Consider the following 18,059-nt stretch of genomic DNA (forward strand, 5'->3'; position numbering starts at 1 on the left):
CACATTAGTAGAAGGGTTTAGGATCGATATCCAGCGAGCTAGGTGAGACTCCGCGTTCAATATGCAGCTCCGACTTGAGCAGATCTATCATAACAACTTCTGTATAACGCTTAGTTTTTAAAGAATAAAAGCATTTTACGATCGGGTTTAATGCATCCCTGTCCTTCGAGGTCCAGACGATGCCCACTCGCCCATCGGACAATTCAACCAAAGAGCCGACAGGATACACGCCGACACAGCGAATAAACTCATATACCAGTTCTTGGTCGAGATGGAACGGTGTCAAACTCAGTAGGATCTTAAAAGCCGCCGCCGGGCTCATGGCCTCTTTGTAACAACGAGTGGCGGTGAGGGCGTCGAAGATATCAACGATACAACTCATGCGGCCATGGAGTGGGATTTCCTCAGCCTTTAATCCCCTTGGGTATCCACGGCCATCGAGCTTTTCATGGTGCATCAGGCAAACGTCTTTACTGACCTGAGATAAGCCTTTTGTTTCGTTCATAATTTCAAGCGCATACACTTGATGCAGCTTCATATGTTCGAATTCTTCTGGGGTCAGTTTACCCGGCTTGTGCAGCACCTTGTTATCGACCTTGATCTTGCCGATATCGTGCAAGATACCACCGACCGCCATCTCCCGAAGAATCGAACGGTCGAGCTTTAAATACTTACCAAAGGTGACTAACAGGAAGGCCACATTCACTGAATGTTCAAGCAGATAAGCATCCTTTGAACGCAGTGCAGACATGCATCTCAGCGCATCTTCATCCAACAAGACAGATTCAATCATGCTGTCGGCTAAGGCTTCGAAGGGGGCGACTTCTATCGCTTTACCTTCAAAGGTTTCTGACAAGACTTTGCGGATCAAATCTTTCGCTTCGGTCAAAATGACCTGTGCCTGCTTTTGTTGATTCTCGCGGGTCGCAAACGGTTTTTTCGGTTCTGGCGGAATGTTGTTGCTGGCTTTACGTTTAAAACCACAATGTTCGGCCGAACGTTCAGTGTCGACCCAAACAAATTTGATCCCATTCTTGGTTAATTTGGCAATCGCATCCTTGTGCTTGATTTGGCCAGCGTTTGCAATGGCGAGTCGACCTTGATCACTTTTGTCTATCGCACAGACAAACATACCCAATGTTAATTGCGACACGGGTAATTTGATTAGCTCAACTGATTCTGCCGACTCACTCATTTCTAGCAACCCCAAGGCATAGAGAAGATTACTGCTACTGACCACGCAACACACAATGCTAATTTAGCACATTATGAAGCCATTTTTATCTTGGTAGTATAGGACAGTATAACTTGCATTCTAAGCTGGGGAGGTTAAAAGCACCATATGCTTTGATGACAAGCCTCAAAGAACAAGGCAAAAACCAAGCAAAATGATGGGACTCGGTTCAAATATAAGCTAATTAGTTAATAATACGGTATTTTTTAGCATCAAACACTCGAAGCTTGTCATCATCCAACGACGATATTGGCAGTTATAGCAGGAGCGAAGTTCATCATCGACCTGCTCATCTTCATCATCGGGAGCAAAGCGAGGGCACAGTTGTGCCACCCGTCTCGCCTCGGAATATTGCTGTAAACCCGCCCGAAAAATCCAGCGCTCGGTCTCGTATTCAAACTGTTGAAGTAGCTCTTGCTCCATTCTCACCTCAATAGTCCTGTAAGGCTTGCTTACCCGCATTACGCCACAACTCACCGTCCTTCGCGACTAACAATACAAATTGATGCTCAAGGTAAACGGCCTTCACTTTGCCTTTGAGTTGAACCTTTTCATCCGCCGCTAAACGGGTTTTATCTGTGCTAATGACCGCATCGAGGCCAGTCTGCTCGAGAATCTCTGCCACAGTTAATTCGAGAGAGACTTCCTCAAGTTGACCGAGTTTGATTCGCCCCTTAACACGCCCATCGCTCCCCATTAAGCGCAGCCCTAATCCCGCCAAGGCACCAATCACGCCTTGGCCAGTACCACCGTGCTCGGTAAGTTGGATCTGTAACTGCTCGGCAAGCTGATAGGCGGCCGCTTTGGTAATCACCTCACGCTTGGCGCTAAGCCCAAAGTCTATCAGCGCATGCACATCATAGTCGGAATCGACATCCAAGATCGCAATCCCAGGATCCGCCTTAGGCGCCGATTCGGCCACCAGATGCGCGACCGCAAGACGATGGATTTCCGCCTGCGATAATGGCGACTGCAGCGCAAAACACATGGCACTGTTGTGTGAGGTGTAGGGAATGTCAGGGTGCACAAACAGTTGATGCCGCGTCACAAAGGAGGCCTTGCCCCCCGAAGTTTGCGCGAGTAAGAGTGCAATTTCCTCGGCAATTTCGCCCGTGCCCTTAGTGCCAATGTCGTCGGTATCGTCGATACAAATAAGCCAATTTTTCATCGGTATTCCTAGCAGTTAAAACTTGTCACGGTGAAGGAGATCATGGGCCTTAAGCCTATGCAGCACGGGAGGCACTAACAGGGCACCTAAGGTGGCAAAGAATCCGCCCTTAAGCACGCTTGCGCCCCATTGGATCAGCACGACATCGAGCGCCATCCCCGCCAGCGCATTGGTCAGCGCCACTTTGACCGCCCACGCCATACAACCAACAATGCCTAAAATCACGCAGCGCCAATGCAGGCTTAATGTGAGCGGTAACAACAAGGCCACCAGATCCATAGCGATAGCAGGTAAGATAAACTTTAATAAAATCATTGGGCCGCCCTTACCAACACCGAGCGCCATGGCGACTAAGCCCGCAATGCCGCCACAGGCAATCATGCTGCCGAAACGCCCAAGCACACCGTAGCAAATCAAGTAGAAGAAGCTCATTAAAAACATGCTGTGGCCAGAAAGCCCAAGCTTGAGCCTTAACATGCCCGTCAATGCCACCAGCAGGGTGGCGCAAAAGCCGATAAACAAAGAATCCTGTAAGCTCAGGGGGAGTTTTTTATTCATTTTTTGTCTCTGGGTGAATGCCAATGGGTGGCACGTGAACTCTTACCAAAGTGGCGACTCTGGGCCGCAACCGCCATCTGGCGAGATAATTTAAGCAATTGGATTAACACAGGAAACAGCACGCAGTAGACCAGTTCTGGCCAGTTTTTGGGATTCCGCAGCGCCTTAGGGGTAATACGAGCGCCGCGCAGACACTGGATCTGGTAAATCTCGCGCACTTCGTCCGCCATATAGGGCAGCAAACTCAAAGATGCAGCCACCACAAAGGCCCATTTGCTCGGCAAGAATGCACTTAAGACTTCGCCGATACGCTCAGGCGCCGCCGTGATACACAACCACCATCCGGGGATAGTCGCCAAAATAATGCGTCCCACCACCACGGCGCCTTGGGCAAGGTGATCAACACCATAGAGCAGCAGATAAAGACTTAAGGTAATCGTCAGTTGAATCACGCCGAGTTTCACCACGCCCATAATACTGCCTCGGCGCGCTAACCCATGGAGCACGAGCAAGCCATTCACGGCCGCCAGCGGTAGCAGTAAATCGGCGGGCAATACAAAAGCGCAGGCGGAAAGTACGCAGACGAAAAACAGCGACAGCGCGCACAGGGTGGTTTCTTGCTTCTCGCGACTCCAACGCCGGCGGGCACGTAGTCGCCATCGACGACAACTAACCCACATAGCGCTCCTCCATTACTATGGCTTCTTCAGCCAACAGCCCTTGGCGCAGGCTTAACTGCCGCGACACCGCACTGTGTTCCACCAGCCTGTGGCTGGTCATCAGAATCGCACTGCCTTGGGCGCTGAGGCGCTTGAGCAGGAACCATACTTTGCGATAGTACTCTTTATCCATACCCGCGAGCGGGTCATCGAGTAGCAGCACCTTAGGCTGCAAGCAGGCTAGGGATGCCAAGGCAATCAAGTGTTGCTGACCATAGGACAGCTTATGGGGCGACTGTTCGGCCAGAGCGCTCAACTCGAGATCGAGCAGCATTTGTTCGGCACGCGCAGTAGGAAGCTCGAAACGATTCAAACTAAACTGCATTTCGGCCAGCACATTAGTTTCAAACAGTTGTCGACTCGGCCTTTGCAGCAATAGTCCTAACTCGGCGCCATATACACCGAGTTTAGGTTTACGGCCTAGCACCTTGAGTGGCAAACGCAGCTTTAAGTGCAGCATGCCCGCGAGGGATTTTAAGAGGCTGGTTTTACCCGCGCCATTATCCCCCACTAAGGTAACTATCTCGCCCGCATGCAGTTGAAACCCTTGCGGACAGCTAAACAAGGGCTGACAACCATCGAAGCAGAAATCAAACGCCTCGGCGCTGACCAGCACTTTGCCTAAGTGATGGGCGCCTCCCCAACAAGTTCTCACTGGCACATCCTGCACTGGGGCATCGTTGACGGTGTATATTCCCTCGGATAAACGACCAGCCTCTAATTGCCAATAGTGCTGGATAATCTCGGCAAAGGCCGCCGCATTATGTTCCACCAGCACCAATGCCATACCTTCGGCAATCAGATTTCGCAGCACAGCCAATAGCTCGCTTACACCGTGATCATCGAGCTGCGCCCATGGCTCATCGAGCAAGAGTAAATGCGGCTCGCACACCAACTGAGCGGCAATCATCAAACGGTATTTTTGGCCGAGGGAAAGGGTACTGACAGGGGTATCGAGCCGTAAAAACAGCCCGACACGTCGCAGCGCTAACTGCACCTTAGGTAACATATTCTCGGCGGGGATGCCGAGATTCTCTAAGGCGAAGGCGACTTCGGCGCCCACGGTTTGCCTCAGTAGCTGGGTTTGAGGATCCTGCATCACTAAGCCAATCACCAGCTCTGGGTGACGCCAAATATCGCCCTCATGGGGGCGCGACAGCACGCCCGCCAGTAGATTGAGTAGACTCGATTTCCCCGAGCCCGTTGGCCCGCTCACACAATGGCATTGGCCTGCGCCAATCGAGAGCTTAAGCTCCTGTAAAACCGGGGCTAATTGGCTGCCATAGTTAAAGCTGACACCGTCGAGCTCGAGTAATTTCATCTTAAATCTGCCAGTTCACACCAACGAAGAACTGACGGCCAGCCTGAGGCAATGCTTCACTCTGGTAGTAGTTCTCATCCAATAGGTTAGTGGCGCGCAGATACACTTCTAACTTATCGGCGATCAGCGGCTGCACTAAGTTGATATCCACTAAGGTGTAGTTATCCAGCGACTGCTGTTGATACTGGTTCTGACCGTTCACTTTCACCTGAGTCGCATAAACCTGATCGAGGATTCGCTCCACATTGAGGTGGACTTGCGTCTCGAATGGGAATTCGTAGCTCATTTGCCAGCGCAGCTGGTGACGAGGACGGTATTGCAGTGCATCTAAGGTATCGTCGCCTTCCATTTCTTTCGAGTCTAGGAAGCTGTAAGAGAAGCTCAGATCTAAATGCTCAATCGCATGATTGTTAATCTGGAAATCAACCCCTTTGAACTCATAGCGCCCCATATTTTGGTAGAAACCATCGGTATCTTTGGCGATATAGTTCTTCGCATCGGTGTAAAAACCATAGAGCGAGAAGTCGGTGCTGGCTGGTAGGTTTTGATCCAGACCCAGCTCAACATGTTTAGACTCTTCCGCTTCTAAATCACTGTTACCCGATGATTGCGAGTACAAATTCACCATAGAAGGGAAACGTACTTTGCGTGCCACACTCAGGCTCAAACGAGAGTCAGGCACAATCTGCCAATAACTAGAGGCCATCGCCGAGTAGTTATCATCTGTACCGTCTGAGGTATCGAGTGAATGGAAAGCCCCGCCCAAGGTGAAGCCATAGTTATGTTCAGACTGATACTGATATTCGGCCGCAGCAGTATATAACCATGCAGAATCATTTAGGTTTTCAGCGCCGCCAGAACCGCCACCGCTACCATTGCCAGAACCTGTTCCACTGCCACTACCCGTGCCACCACCAGAGCCTGTTCCGCCGCCGCAACCCGTGCCACCGCCAGAGCCTGTTCCGCCGCCGCTACCCGTGCCACCGCCAGAGCCTGTTCCACTGCCGCTACCTGAGCCGCTGCCAGAACCTGAACCAGTGCCGGTACCCGAGTTATTGCCAGTACCGCTGCCAGCGTTACTGGAGTAAGTGTCCACTACAGACTTCCAGCTCTGCTCTTCAGCAATCACAGAGGTGGTTAACAGCCCTGCTTTATGAAAATCGGTGATTAACTGTAAATTGACCCCTTGCACCACGGAACGGCCATCTTGGGTTTGCGTCAATGCTTGATAGGTTTCATCCGCATAGGCTGCTTCTAAGGTATCACTTTGATTGTGATAACCAAATCCGCGCAGGGTAAAGGTATCGTCAAACTGATGGGCTAAGCCGAGTTGGAAGGTATGCGAATCATAGTCGTCGGTACGCTCATACTTGAGCTTACCGCTGCCAGTACCATCACGTGAGGGTTTACCCCACTCACCATTACGCAGTGCCATATTGGCGATCAGCTGTGTCTTATCCGATAACCAATAGCTGCCTTGGGCATAGACGTTGGTGACTTCTTTATCTGAGTTAACTCTCAGCTCACCGTCTTGATATTGGGTCGGCTCGAAATCGTTCGACATCGGGAAACCATCGGTCTGTTGACGGCTCACACTCACCAATCCCTGCCAATCATCACCCGAGCCAGCGGCGCTGATATCGCCATTAAAAGTATTGTCTTTACCCGCTTCCAAGCGTCCTGACAAGGCGGGTGCTGTGCTGCCTTGCTTAGTAATAATATTGATCACACCGCCGGCGCCGCTTGGGCCGTACAGCACTGAAGTCGGGCCAACTGACACTTCAACCGAGGCAATTTGGCTGGTTGGGATCACGCTTGGGTCGAACTGGCCATCATCGGCACTGCTCATAGGCACGCCGTTCACCAACAGAGTGACATGGCGGGTCTTAAAACCACGGATATCGACCCTAGGAGTGCCATCGCCACCCACACGGATATAAACCCCGGGTACATTCTTCAGCACTTGATCTAAGGTCTGTGCACCCAAGGCACGAATTTCGGCTTCGTCGATGCTCCAATGGGTGGTTGCCAATTGCTCCGCATCGGCACCTTCACCATGGACGACAATGACTTCATTCACATTCAACAGGGGATCGCGGGCGATTTCATCGGCTGAGGCGGTAAAACTCAGTCCAATTGCCAGCGCTAAGGACGACACTCTAAAGACGGTATTTCTGGTAATCATATTATTGTTGTCATACAGGAAATTTAAGATGTGCCCCCTATTGTGGTCTGAGGAATTTCCGTCTCAACTGAAAAAAAATCAAAAACCAACCCAGATCGACTAATTGCAACAAATGGAAAATGCGATGCATCACAAAGAGACAAAATGTCCAACACAGACAACGGTATCGACAAAAAGACCCATCTAGGTCACATTTTTAAGCGCCGCAAAATGAGACTATGGCAAAAGTCACACACTCGTGGGTTGCATCTTGACACTGACGGCCTCGGCCTTTAATTTGAGCGAAAGATTCTTATTTACACGCTCTCACCCACTCGGTGTAAATAGCTTTAAAAAGAATGGATTAACTTACCGCTGACTGCCGGAACTTCAGCCACCACCTTCATCTCGTTACCTTTGGAGTTTTATTTGCCCGCTCACGCCCTGTCTGAAGACCTTAAGTCTCTCATCGACAAACTCATTCAATTGAAGCAGGTTCCACCGACGGAGCCGATAGTGCAGTTATCCTTAACAACTGTTTCTATCCCTTTGATTTCATGGCTGGCATCCCAAAACCAATATCCGCGCATCTACTGGCATGGACGTGACAAGGTTGAAGAAGTGGCGGCGATTGGCGCCTGTAAAGACTTTAAGTTTGAAACCGGCGTCGATGATGGCACCTTAGCGGAAATTTATCAGCAGCAACGCGCCTTAACCACAAATCCCGAGATCCGTTACTACGGCGGCGTGGCGTTTGACCGCAGCATAGAGTCCTGGCCTGAGTTTGGTAATAGTCGCTTTGTGCTACCGCGTATCGAATTTAGACGCAGCGCGAACCAGTTCAGTTTGCGGGTCAACCTGAACTTTGCCGACAGGCATCCCGAAGAGGAAATCGACCTCGCCATAGCCGCGATAGAAGCCGTGCTGCCCGCTCGTCCGCTCGCACCGCCCAATAAACTTGCGCTGTTGAGCCGCACCGATATTCCCGATTTTCCGCGCTGGAAGACCTTAATCGAGCAAGTAGTTGAGCCCAAGTTTAACCAAGAGACGCCCAAGGTGGTGCTGTCGCGCCACACTGAGCTTGAGGTCAATGCACAGGTCGATCCTTGGATGGTATTGGCCTGTTGGCAAGGGCGTAATCCGAATAGTTTCCAATTTGGCTTCCAATTTAGCCCCGAGCGCACTTATATCTCCTGCTCGCCAGAGCGATTATTTCGCCGTCGTCAGCAGGAATTGTTTACCGAGGCGCTTGCCGGCACCACAGTACGTGGCTTAAACCAAGAAGAAGACACGGCACTGGCCAACGCGCTGCTCGAAGACAACAAAAACAGCATAGAAAACCAGCTGGTTCGCCGCCATATCGTCAGTATGCTCTCCCCCTTGAGCCAACATGTGGGCGCCGAAGAAACCGCGACGATTTTTAAGCTAAACCATATTCAGCATCTCCACCGCGCCATTCGCGCCGAGTTAAAGCAGGGCGTGAATGACTTCCAATTGCTACAGGCTCTGCACCCAACTCCCGCAGTGGGTGGCCTTCCCCGCGAGTCTGCCATGCGCTTTATTCGCGAACGCGAAGGCTATATTCGCGGCTGGTACGCCGGTGCCTGTGGTTATTTCAATAAGTACGAGAGTGAATTTTCGGTGGCGATTCGTAGCGCCTTGATTGAACCTGGCAAGATCAATCTGTTTGCCGGGGCGGGGATTATTGCGGGTTCGGATCCCGAGGCGGAATGGCAGGAGCTGGAGAATAAGCTGGCGACGATTATGTCAATTTTGATCGAACTCTAACGGCCAGCTCAATAGCCATTGGCTTTAGTCTCAGTGTAGAGTCGCTCCTGCTCACCGGAATCAATAAGCTTTTTATGTTCAATATCAAAATGTTGCTTTAGCATCCGCCCTTTTTCCGTATTGGCAAAGGCGAAATAGGTTTCGGCGGTGAGCACTCCAGGAATAATCACAAACTGCTGCGGCGCCTTCAATTGAGGGACGAGAGTCTCCATATTCTTTCTGTAATCCAGCACAGCATCGGTTCGTCCCGCATTCACACTATTTAGCATGCTTAAGATGTCGCTGCCTTCCTCATAAAACATCGGGATCGTCGTCAGCATGTTATAGCGATAAGCCAGCATGGCCTGCACTTTCTTGTGGGATAGGCTCTCCATACCCGACCAAGTCGCCGCAATTTGTGGGGTAACGGCGGCATCGATAGAATCAAGTTCAACGGGGTTTTCACTCAGTAGGCTGTTTTTCACATCCCCCTTGTAAACACTGAGGATCATATCCACTCTGCTGGTTTCAACCATATAAAGCGTGCGCGCAAAGGGCATAAACTGCACATCGAGTTGCCAATCGGGAGCAGGAAACGCCTTGCGGAGAATATCGAAGTAATAACCCGTCTCATCAGGATTGGAGAAACCCTGCCACGAAGCGGTGACCAGATGAATTACCACGGGCTTAGCCGGTGTCGCGTAGGTACACAAACTCAATAAACTAAAACACAAGGCCGCAAGAAATGATCGCATCGCGTTCTCCTCCCATTTCTTAACAGTGTAGGATAATTTCCCTGCCCGTGCTGTGACCTTATCTAGCACTCCTCCTCGAAACTCAAGGTTAAATTGCTTGGAATATAAACAGTAAGCTTGCATCTTCGAACCTGGTCACTATAATGGCGACCCCGATTTCAGCACGCTGATATTGGGTAAAATAACAACAGATCATTTAGCGGGTTCCCTCACCCCGCCCTACACAACTAAAAAGGCCACATATGTTAATGTTAACCCCTGCGCAGCTTCGCCGCGCACTCCTGCTATTAGTGGGATTTCACATACTGATTATTTGCGTCAGCAACTACTTAGTACAATTACCGTTTCAATTGTTTGGTTTTCACACCACTTGGGGCGCGTTTAGTTTTCCCTTTGTCTATCTCGCGACCGATCTCACCGTGCGCATCTTTGGACAAACACCTGCCCGTAGCATCATTCTCAAGGCCATGGTGCCCGCGTTGATGATTTCCTATGTCATGGGTGTGGTATTCCATCAAGGCAGCTTCCAAGGAATTGATTCCTTAAGCCAATGGAACACTTTTGTGTTTCGCATCGCCTTCGCCAGCTTCGCGGCTTATTTGATTGGCCAGCTGATGGATATCACAGTCTTTGCTCGCCTACGCCAGAGCCGTTCTTGGTGGGTCGCGCCTGCGGCATCGACCATTGTCGGTAACTTAGTCGACACCTTAGTGTTCTTCAGTGTCGCTTTTTATGCCTCAACAGACAGCTTTATGGCGGCCAACTGGCCCGAAATCGCGGCCGTGGATTACAGCTTCAAATTACTCGTGAGCTTAGGGTTATTCCTGCCCGCCTACGGCGTCCTGCTGAAGGTCTTACAAGACAAGATCTTGCAAACCAGTCCACAAAAATCATTTTCCTGATTAACTCAACTGGCCAGACCTGTTATAATTTGAGCAATTTTTTGTTCAGCCCCACTGTGTTTATGCACATTTGGGGCTGATTTTCTGTGAGAGAAAATTATGTATTCAATTGAAATCAAAGCACTGACAGCTCTGACACCTGAGTTGACCACACAGCTTATCGAACTGAGCAAGCAAATCCCTGAACTCGACCGTCCGCTGACCAGCGAAACACTGGCAGAACGTCTCTCGGATAAGACTTGCTTGATTCTCTTAGCCTATGTGGAAGGTGAATTGGCAGGCTTTAAGCTGGGATACGAACAAGCTGATGCCGTGTTTTACAGTTGGTTAGGCGGTGTTGTAACCGACTTTAGACGTTTAGGTCTGGCACAAAGCCTATTGGAATACCAAGAAACCTGGGCGAGCCGCCAAGGCTACAAGCTGATCCAGGTTAAGACCATGAACCGCTTCCCCGCCATGCTCAATCTGCTGATTAGAAACCAGTATTTGATTACTGAACTGAAGGCCGATCCGCAAAGCCTGATCGACCATAAACTGCATTTAAGCAAGTCGATTGCGACTGCTTAAAGGCGATTTACATAAAAATGTGTATTTTTTGCGAGAAATAGCTTGCAAAGCTAATTGAGAATGATTATCGTTAACTTGCGTTCCAAAACTCATCTTTAACACGGATGACTGGTAATCTGACGTTGTTAAAGTGCTCCTGAGTTTGCAAGCACGACATTGCTCACACACACTCTTTTGTGGCCGGATTCATCATCCGGCTTTTTTTTGCTTTTTATTCCGTGAATCAATCTCATAGCATTTCGTGCAGAGTCGCTTCTAAGATGACATTTCGGTGCTTTGGCCGGAAAAATGTAAGCCATCGTAGGGGTTGTTTTGCTGATCTTCCTTCGCCTCATGGTACAAACCAATAGTGAAGATAGACCCCTTACCCAGTACAGAACTCACTTCTATGGTGCCGCCGATACGCTTGATAATGCCGTAACTTAAGGATAATCCAAGGCCTGTGCCGTCTTTACGCGTGGTGTAGAAGGGATCAAAAATCCGCCCTAGTTGCTCAGGCGCAATCCCCGAACCTTCGTCCTCAACCTCAATTTTCACCCCAATCGGCATATCTTGCTGTAGCCAATCATAGGTTCGCACCCAAATCCTGCCCTTACCATCCATCGCATGGGCGGCGTTAACCACAAGGTTAATCAGCACTTGCAGCAACTGCGGGCGGTTAACCTGTACTGGGCAACTGGCGTTCAGTTCAGTGATCAGCACCACTTCTTGTTTTTGAATCGAGTGCCGTACTAATACCAGCATTTCCTCGATGATAGGCGTAATTGGATGCATCTCTAAGGGAGCGTTAAACTCACCAGGACGACTGTATTGCAGCAGGCTGCGGATAATAGTGCTAATACGGCCAACCTGTTGGATAACAAGGTCGATTTCCTCTTTTACCGACTCGGCATTATCTCCAAGCTCATAACGCAGCAGCTCCATATTGCCGAGGATCACCGCCGTTGGATTATTGATCTCATGGGCAATCCCTGCGGTTAGCTCACCCAGCGCGGTTAACTTTTCATTGGTCACTAACTGCTGACGAGTCTCATTGAGTAGCGCCACGTTGCGCTGCAACTCTAAGGTCTTATCCTGCAGGCTACGAGTCCGCTCCTCGACCTTCATCTCGAGTTGTTCGGCGGCAGCTTGAATTTGCGCGTTGCGCCGCTGCAATAAGTCGAGCATGCGGTCGAACTGCTCGGCAAGATTCGATAATTCGTTATCCCTGTCCAGCCCCAAGGCGCCAATACGCACATTGCGACCAGACTGCACCGCTTGCACCACATGGTGAATGCGCTCAATCGGTTGCAACAAGCTGTAAGCGCCGCGGTAAACCAATAAGCCGGAGATCAGCAGCACCAGCATCAGAATCGTGCCTAACTCGATGATATTAAGCAGGTAGTTATGAATAAAGGGCGACTCTGAGAATCCGGTATAGATCATGCCAACACGTTGCCCACGGATATCCTCTAAGGGCGCGTAGGCGGAAATAAACCAATCGTTAAACACAAAGGCGCGATCGACCCATAACTCACCGTGATTCAGCACTTTTTCGCGCACTTCCTCCGACACTAAACTACCGAGTGCCCGCCCTTGGGGTTCATTCGACTGTGGGAAAAAATGTAAAGGCACGTTGGTTGAGACACGAATATTGTCGAGGAAAATGGTCACAGTGCCGATGGAACGCTCCGGCAGCGTGCCCTTGTCGTACACGAGGTCGCGGATATGGTCGACGATGCGCGTATCCCGATTAAACAGCACGCCTCCATCGAGATACCAAGCCACTTTGCCCTCAAAATCGGGGATCGGCAGCAAACTACGGCTCAGTAGACCACGGTCTTCCACTTGTTTATTCGGGCTTTGCGCCCGCAATGTCGCCAGTAAGGGAATCGCCGCCCTTTGGGCTAGATCCGGATCAACCCGCGCCAAACGTTCAGGTGATAACACCATCAGCCCCGAATAGGGTAAAAGACCACCCATTTTCGGTAAAATTTGTCGTAAATCCGGGTCAGACGCGGCCTCGGCCACACTGACAAGCCTTAGAAAATCCAGATCGAGTTGCTTTTTTTGCTCATTTAAAAAGGCATCGATGCTCGCCCTGTGGGCCAATTCGCCAGTGAGAATGGGCCGAAAATCATTTTGAAAAGTCCATGAGGTCATCACTCTCTCGAGCTGTTTCTCCTGACGAACTTGCACCTGTTGCAGGGTATTTTCAGCCACAGCCAGATCGGCTTTTACCTTCATAAACAGTTGCTTGCCTGTGTAACTGATATTCCAGTAAATCGTGATAAACACTAAACTCACCAAGGTGAGCAAAATCGGCAGCAAGGTGAGGATCAGAATGCGATAACGCACTTTGGCCTGCATTTGCTGCCAACTGACACCAAAAAAGTGAGTAAAAAACGACACTTAGAACTCCTGCTCGTCGCTAACGTCAAACCACTCTTTATACTTGCGATCTAAGGTCTTACGGGAAACGCCTAAGTCCCTCGCCGCTGCTGATTTATTGCCAGAGTGCAGATCCACCACGCTGGTCACATGGTGTTTTTCCACTTCTTTCAACGGCCAATCTAAGGGATAACCCTGGGAAGCCGAAGACTCTGTCTTCACCTGTTGTTTCCAGTATTCTGCAGGCGGCTTGCCAAGCAGAATGCAGCGTTCAATCATATTGCGCAGTTCACGGATATTGCCTGGCCACTCGTGCTGTTGCAGCTTCACCATATCCTCATGGCTCCACACGACTTCGCGCACACCCAATTCGGCTGCTAATTGGCGAGTAAAGTGGTGGGTCAATTCGACCACATCTTCCGGACGCTCACGCAGGGGAGGAATTAAAATATCCAGCACATTCAAGCGATAATAAAGATCACGACGGAAGTTACCCGCTTCGACTTCATCCACCAGCGTGCGGTTAGTGGCCGCAATCACCCGGACATCGATATTCACTTCCTTCTCACTGCCGACGGGGCGAATCGCCTTTTGCTCTAATACCCTGAGCAGTGCCGTCTGCATCTTGAGCGGCATCTCACCAATTTCATCGAGGAAAATAGTGCCGCCGGAGGCAAAACTGAATAAGCCTTCGCGATTTCCCTTAGCGCCAGTAAATGCCCCTGCCGTATGGCCAAAGAGTTCACTCTCCAGTAGTTCTGGCGCGATAGAGCCGCAGTTAACGGGCACAAATGGCCCTTGGCGGCCGCTGAGTAAGTGTAATTGGCGCGCGACAAGCTCTTTACCCGTGCCCGATTCGCCTTGAATTAACACCACGGCATTGGTCGGTGCCACGCGCTCAATTACTTGCTTGACCGACTTCATTGCCTCGCTGCTACCGATAATGGTGGAGGAATAGCCGATAGAGACTTCACGGCGCAGCATTAAGTTTTCGCGGCGCAGCAAACGGCGTTCAATACAACGGTCAACCGCCGACATCATCTGCTCGAGGTGGAAGGGCTTCATAATAAAGTCTGAGGCACCAGCCCGCAGCGCTTTAATCGCGACTTCTAAATCCGCATAGCCAGTCATAAAAATCACATCGGAGCGGCGGCCTTGTTCATCTAAGGCTTCGTGCCACTCGATGCCAGAGCGACCCGGTAAACGGATATCGACAATCAATAGGTCGAAGTGGCAGCGACTACGTAACTGCTCAGCATCTTCAATACTGCCCGCCGTTTCGACTAAGGCGAATTTTTTCGAGAGCGCCTTATTCAAAAAGCTACGCATCCCCGGCTCGTCATCGACGATCAGGACAGACACAGCGGAAGGAAGGGGCTTGAGGTTATTATCTATCTGGCTCATAGTGCTCACTTCTGGACATTTTGACTCAATTGCGACCAATTCTAGCATTGAAACTAGACAAATAGGTCACTATGAACCATAAGAAGCATGCGCTGAGACAATTTGTCTGCAAACTATTTGTTGAGCCTGAGATCGGGGTCACAATTTAGATCAAGCTGTGAACGTAAATGCGTCATTGTTGGTTTGGCATCCTATTTGCTTTCAATCGAACGCATTACAATTTACGGAACCTCCCACTCAGTAGGCAATTGAGTCGGAACCCTATTTTTCGCCAAGGAGTATCCATGCTAAACGTGAAATCCCATATGAAGTCATTACTGGGCCTGGTTGTTGCAGCCAGCATGCTCACAGTGTTACCCGCTCAATCGGCTGAAGTGATCAAGTTAGCCACCACCACCAGTACTGAAAACTCAGGTCTGTTAAAAGAATTACTGCCTAAGTTTGAAAGTGAATCAGGCTACAAAGTACAAGTTATCGCAACGGGTACGGGTAAAGCCCTGAAACTGGGCGAGCAAGGCGATGTGGATTTAGTGATGACCCACGCCCCAAGTGCTGAAGCAAAATTTGTTGCCGACGGTTTTGGTGTTGAGCCACGTGGCATTATGGAAAACGATTTCGTGGTGTTAGGTCCTAAAAACGACCCAGCAAAACTACGTGAAAGCAAAACTGCCGAAGAAGCCTTCGCGAAAATCGCCAAATCAGGCTTACCTTTCGTCTCTCGTGGTGACAACTCTGGCACCCACATCAAAGAGTTAGAAGTATGGAAAGCCGCAGGCGTAACTCCTGACTTCAAAGGTTACACTTCAGTAGGTCAAGGCATGGGTAAAACCCTGCTGATGGCAAACGAATTACAAGGTTATACGCTGTCTGACCGTGGTACTTTCGTGGCGTACAAAACTAAGCTGGACTTAGGTGTGGATTTCGATGGCGGTAAAACGCTGGCGAACCCATACCAAGTGATTCTGATCAACCCAGCTAAATACCCAGATCTGAACCACAAAGGCGCTAAAGCCTTCAGTGACTGGCTGATCAGCAAAGAAGGTCAAGCCATGATCAACAACTTCAAAGTTGAAGGCGAGCAACTGTTCAAGGCAACCTATAGCGAATGAGCGAAGGCTGGTTAGCACTGTTACAGCAGGCGTTAAGCCTGCTGTTTTCATTGGACCCCGACGTTTGGTCCATCATCTCTGTCTCGTTTTCGGTATCCTTCGCGGCGCTGCTCATCACCTTAGTCCCCTCTATGGTGCTCGGTTTTGTGTTGGCGTTTGCCCATTTCCCCGGAAAGTGGTTTGTCACTAACTTAGTACAAACGCTGCAATCGATCCCCACTGTCGTTATCGGCCTGCTGGTGTATCTCATCTTGACCCGCAACGGCCCGCTTGGGGATTTAAAGTGGTTGTTCACTCAAGAGGGGATGATCCTCGGCCAAATGATGATTTGCGCCCCCGTGATGATAGCCATGAGTCAAGCGGCCTTCACTAGTGTCGATCGCCGTGCATGGGAAACCTCACGCACCCTAGGCGCCTCTTGGTTTAGCGCGGTCTGGACCGTGTGCCGCGAACTGCGTATGCCGTTATTACTGGCAATTGTCGCAGCCTTTAGCCGTATTCTCACCGAAGTCGGCTGTTCTATGATGGTCGGCGGCAACATTTTAAACGTAACACGTAATATCCCGACGGCTATCGCACTGGAAACCAGTAAAGGCGATTTCGCCCAAGCTATCGCCCTCGGATTAGTGCTGCTAATCTTGGCCTTGATCCTCAACTTTGCCTTAGGTAGTTTACGCGGCAAAGAAACGCCAAGGAGCCATTAACTTATGACCCAAGCCAAACTGATCGCCCGTGACTTGGAAATGTCCTTTGGCCCGCGCTTATTATTCAAAGCCCATAGCCTAGAGTTGTGCCAAGGGAACGTCATTTATTTGCAGGGTGACAACGGCTCGGGCAAGTCGACCCTGATGAAGATCCTCGCGGGTCTACAGCAGCCATCTAAGGGCAAGATTGACGTCAGCGGCTTTAAAAAGGACGCATGGTGGACACGCAACCCTTTGCTGGGCAAAGCCATTTACCTCCACCAGCATCCCTATCTATTCGATGGTACAGTCAATTACAACCTGACCTACGGCTTACCCTTTGCGGCCTCAAAAACCGAAGCCAAACGCAGAATTGGCCAAGCAATTGAGATGGCGCAACTAGGCTCGCTATTACAGGCCAGAGCCAGCAATTTATCCGGCGGCGAAAGGCAACGACTCGCCATCGCCCGCGCTTGGATTTTGCAGCCAAAGTTACTGATGCTCGATGAGCCGACCTCCAATATGGATAAGGACTCCCAAGCCTTAGTGCTGCAAATGATCCAACAGCTCAAACAGCAAGGAACGGGAATGCTCTTAAGCAGCCACCAAAACTGTGCGCTCACCGCCATTTGCGAGCAGCAGTGGCACATTGAAGACCAACAGGTGATAACCTCCCGTCAGCAAACGCCCACAAACTCCACACAGGGATCTTTATATGTCGTTGCAAATTGATGCCGTAATTCTTGCCGGTGGTATGGCGCGCCGTATGGGCGGGGACGATAAAGGCCTCGTCGAGCTAAACGGCAAGGCCATGATTGAACACACTATCGAGCGGATAAAACCTCAGGTTAAGGAGATCCTGATCAACGCAAATCGTAACCAAACACGTTATGCTGGGTTCGGTTTTACGGTGTTGAGCGATGAGCATACAGGGTTTCTCGGCCCCTTGGCGGGCATGATCACTGCTATGGGTCACACTCAAGCAGACTATCTGCTCGTGGTGCCCTGCGATTGTCCGCTGCTGCCGCGGGATTTAGTCGCCCGTTTATTGGCCGCCATTGAGGCAAACGATGCTGAACTTGCCGTTGCCAGCGATGGTGAGCGTGAGCAGCCGGTGGTGATGTTACTAAAGCCAAGTCTGCGCGAGTCGATGACCGCCTTTCTCGAAGCGGGTGAGCGTAAAATTGATTTTTGGTATGCCAAACATCGCTTTGCCGTGGCGGCCTTTGCCGATCAACCCAATGCCTTCGTCAATGTGAACACGCCAGAACAAAAACAACGACTGGCAGCAGAGATAAACCAAAGCTAAGGCTTCAAATTTCCTAGATTAGAGGTGCA

At 50.4% G+C, this 18,059-nt stretch carries 17 protein-coding genes; 7 read left to right on the forward strand and 10 right to left on the reverse strand.

The window, feature by feature from the left end:
- Nucleotides 1-4 precede the first annotated feature (4 nt).
- From N5E87_RS20695 to N5E87_RS20725, 7 genes are all read right to left on the reverse strand, one after another.
- Nucleotides 5-1,195, reverse strand: coding sequence for an HD-GYP domain-containing protein (locus N5E87_RS20695; RefSeq protein WP_086902493.1), 1,191 nt, complete (start codon nucleotides 1,193-1,195; stop codon nucleotides 5-7).
- Between the two features lie 219 nt (nucleotides 1,196-1,414).
- Nucleotides 1,415-1,657, reverse strand: coding sequence for a hypothetical protein (locus N5E87_RS20700; protein WP_023266167.1), 243 nt, complete (start codon nucleotides 1,655-1,657; stop codon nucleotides 1,415-1,417).
- 7 nt (nucleotides 1,658-1,664) lie between these two features.
- Nucleotides 1,665-2,402: a DNA-binding protein gene (locus N5E87_RS20705; RefSeq protein ID WP_086902494.1), complete on the reverse strand. Its 738-nt coding sequence runs from the start codon at nucleotides 2,400-2,402 to the stop codon at nucleotides 1,665-1,667.
- A gap of 15 nt (nucleotides 2,403-2,417) precedes the next feature.
- A complete protein-coding gene (locus N5E87_RS20710) occupies nucleotides 2,418-2,960 on the reverse strand; it encodes a hypothetical protein (protein WP_011624585.1) in 543 nt (180 codons plus the stop codon).
- Nucleotides 2,957-3,640 carry an energy-coupling factor transporter transmembrane component T gene (locus N5E87_RS20715; RefSeq protein ID WP_086902495.1) on the reverse strand — a complete coding sequence of 228 codons (684 nt, stop codon included), beginning with the start codon at nucleotides 3,638-3,640 and terminating at the stop codon, nucleotides 2,957-2,959. Before N5E87_RS20715 ends, N5E87_RS20710 begins: the two co-directional genes overlap by 4 nt.
- Nucleotides 3,630-5,000: an ATP-binding cassette domain-containing protein gene (locus tag N5E87_RS20720; RefSeq protein ID WP_086902496.1), complete on the reverse strand. Its 1,371-nt coding sequence runs from the start codon at nucleotides 4,998-5,000 to the stop codon at nucleotides 3,630-3,632. The genes N5E87_RS20715 and N5E87_RS20720 overlap by 11 nt, the downstream gene beginning before the upstream one ends.
- 1 nt (nucleotide 5,001) lies before the next feature.
- Nucleotides 5,002-7,185, reverse strand: coding sequence for a TonB-dependent receptor plug domain-containing protein (locus tag N5E87_RS20725; protein ID WP_126512175.1), 2,184 nt, complete (start codon nucleotides 7,183-7,185; stop codon nucleotides 5,002-5,004).
- Between the two features lie 408 nt (nucleotides 7,186-7,593).
- Between N5E87_RS20725 and N5E87_RS20730 the strand changes: the two genes are divergently transcribed.
- A complete protein-coding gene (locus N5E87_RS20730; RefSeq protein WP_126512176.1) occupies nucleotides 7,594-8,952 on the forward strand; it encodes an isochorismate synthase in 1,359 nt (452 codons plus the stop codon).
- Nucleotides 8,953-8,960: 8 nt separating this feature from the next.
- On the opposite strand, the gene N5E87_RS20735 is transcribed toward N5E87_RS20730, so the two are convergent.
- Nucleotides 8,961-9,686 carry an ABC transporter substrate-binding protein gene (locus N5E87_RS20735; protein ID WP_086902499.1) on the reverse strand — a complete coding sequence of 242 codons (726 nt, stop codon included), beginning with the start codon at nucleotides 9,684-9,686 and terminating at the stop codon, nucleotides 8,961-8,963.
- Between the two features lie 242 nt (nucleotides 9,687-9,928).
- On the opposite strand from N5E87_RS20735, the gene N5E87_RS20740 reads away from it, so the two are divergent.
- Nucleotides 9,929-10,588, forward strand: a complete 660-nt coding sequence (locus N5E87_RS20740) for a 7-cyano-7-deazaguanine/7-aminomethyl-7-deazaguanine transporter (protein ID WP_039977624.1) — start codon at nucleotides 9,929-9,931, stop codon at nucleotides 10,586-10,588.
- A gap of 99 nt (nucleotides 10,589-10,687) precedes the next feature.
- Nucleotides 10,688-11,155, forward strand: coding sequence for a GNAT family N-acetyltransferase (locus N5E87_RS20745; protein WP_089068843.1), 468 nt, complete (start codon nucleotides 10,688-10,690; stop codon nucleotides 11,153-11,155).
- Between the two features lie 255 nt (nucleotides 11,156-11,410).
- On the opposite strand, the gene N5E87_RS20750 is transcribed toward N5E87_RS20745, so the two are convergent.
- Both N5E87_RS20750 and N5E87_RS20755 read right to left on the reverse strand, forming a co-directional pair.
- Nucleotides 11,411-13,546, reverse strand: a complete 2,136-nt coding sequence (locus N5E87_RS20750) for a cache domain-containing protein (RefSeq protein WP_023266176.1) — start codon at nucleotides 13,544-13,546, stop codon at nucleotides 11,411-11,413.
- Entirely contained in the window at nucleotides 13,547-14,929 is a 1,383-nt protein-coding gene (locus N5E87_RS20755) for a sigma-54 dependent transcriptional regulator (RefSeq protein ID WP_011718787.1), read from the reverse strand.
- A 284-nt stretch (nucleotides 14,930-15,213) separates the two neighbouring features.
- On the opposite strand from N5E87_RS20755, the gene N5E87_RS20760 reads away from it, so the two are divergent.
- The 4 genes from N5E87_RS20760 to mobA are packed head-to-tail and all read left to right on the forward strand — an operon-like array spanning nucleotide 15,214 to nucleotide 18,030.
- The gene (locus tag N5E87_RS20760; protein ID WP_011624595.1) at nucleotides 15,214-16,038 is read left to right on the forward strand and encodes a substrate-binding domain-containing protein; all 825 of its coding nucleotides are present in this window, start codon (nucleotides 15,214-15,216) and stop codon (nucleotides 16,036-16,038) included.
- Nucleotides 16,035-16,742: an ABC transporter permease gene (locus N5E87_RS20765; RefSeq protein WP_011624596.1), complete on the forward strand. Its 708-nt coding sequence runs from the start codon at nucleotides 16,035-16,037 to the stop codon at nucleotides 16,740-16,742. Before N5E87_RS20760 ends, N5E87_RS20765 begins: the two co-directional genes overlap by 4 nt.
- 3 nt (nucleotides 16,743-16,745) lie before the next feature.
- A complete protein-coding gene (locus N5E87_RS20770; RefSeq protein ID WP_086902501.1) occupies nucleotides 16,746-17,453 on the forward strand; it encodes an energy-coupling factor ABC transporter ATP-binding protein in 708 nt (235 codons plus the stop codon).
- Nucleotides 17,437-18,030 (forward strand): molybdenum cofactor guanylyltransferase MobA, encoded by a 594-nt coding sequence (gene mobA, locus N5E87_RS20775; protein WP_086902502.1) that lies wholly within the window; start codon nucleotides 17,437-17,439, stop codon nucleotides 18,028-18,030. Before N5E87_RS20770 ends, mobA begins: the two co-directional genes overlap by 17 nt.
- The last annotated feature ends 29 nt before the right edge of the window (nucleotides 18,031-18,059 follow it).

This window comes from Shewanella sp. GD03713 (genome assembly GCF_029843705.1).
GTDB lineage: Bacteria > Pseudomonadota > Gammaproteobacteria > Enterobacterales > Shewanellaceae > Shewanella.

Coding starts and splice junctions, on each gene's coding strand:
- N5E87_RS20755 (WP_011718787.1), bottom strand. CDS start 14,929: ATGAGCCAGATAGATAATAACCTCAAGCCCCTTCCTTCCGCTGTGTCT.
- N5E87_RS20700 (WP_023266167.1), bottom strand. CDS start 1,657: ATGGAGCAAGAGCTACTTCAACAGTTTGAATACGAGACCGAGCGCTGG.
- N5E87_RS20765 (WP_011624596.1), top strand. CDS start 16,035: ATGAGCGAAGGCTGGTTAGCACTGTTACAGCAGGCGTTAAGCCTGCTG.
- N5E87_RS20720 (WP_086902496.1), bottom strand. CDS start 5,000: ATGAAATTACTCGAGCTCGACGGTGTCAGCTTTAACTATGGCAGCCAA.
- N5E87_RS20760 (WP_011624595.1), top strand. CDS start 15,214: ATGCTAAACGTGAAATCCCATATGAAGTCATTACTGGGCCTGGTTGTT.
- mobA (WP_086902502.1), top strand. CDS start 17,437: ATGTCGTTGCAAATTGATGCCGTAATTCTTGCCGGTGGTATGGCGCGC.
- N5E87_RS20735 (WP_086902499.1), bottom strand. CDS start 9,686: ATGCGATCATTTCTTGCGGCCTTGTGTTTTAGTTTATTGAGTTTGTGT.
- N5E87_RS20745 (WP_089068843.1), top strand. CDS start 10,688: ATGTATTCAATTGAAATCAAAGCACTGACAGCTCTGACACCTGAGTTG.
- N5E87_RS20705 (WP_086902494.1), bottom strand. CDS start 2,402: ATGAAAAATTGGCTTATTTGTATCGACGATACCGACGACATTGGCACT.
- N5E87_RS20710 (WP_011624585.1), bottom strand. CDS start 2,960: ATGAATAAAAAACTCCCCCTGAGCTTACAGGATTCTTTGTTTATCGGC.
- N5E87_RS20695 (WP_086902493.1), bottom strand. CDS start 1,195: ATGAGTGAGTCGGCAGAATCAGTTGAGCTAATCAAATTACCCGTGTCG.
- N5E87_RS20770 (WP_086902501.1), top strand. CDS start 16,746: ATGACCCAAGCCAAACTGATCGCCCGTGACTTGGAAATGTCCTTTGGC.
- N5E87_RS20725 (WP_126512175.1), bottom strand. CDS start 7,185: ATGATTACCAGAAATACCGTCTTTAGAGTGTCGTCCTTAGCGCTGGCA.
- N5E87_RS20740 (WP_039977624.1), top strand. CDS start 9,929: ATGTTAATGTTAACCCCTGCGCAGCTTCGCCGCGCACTCCTGCTATTA.
- N5E87_RS20715 (WP_086902495.1), bottom strand. CDS start 3,640: ATGTGGGTTAGTTGTCGTCGATGGCGACTACGTGCCCGCCGGCGTTGG.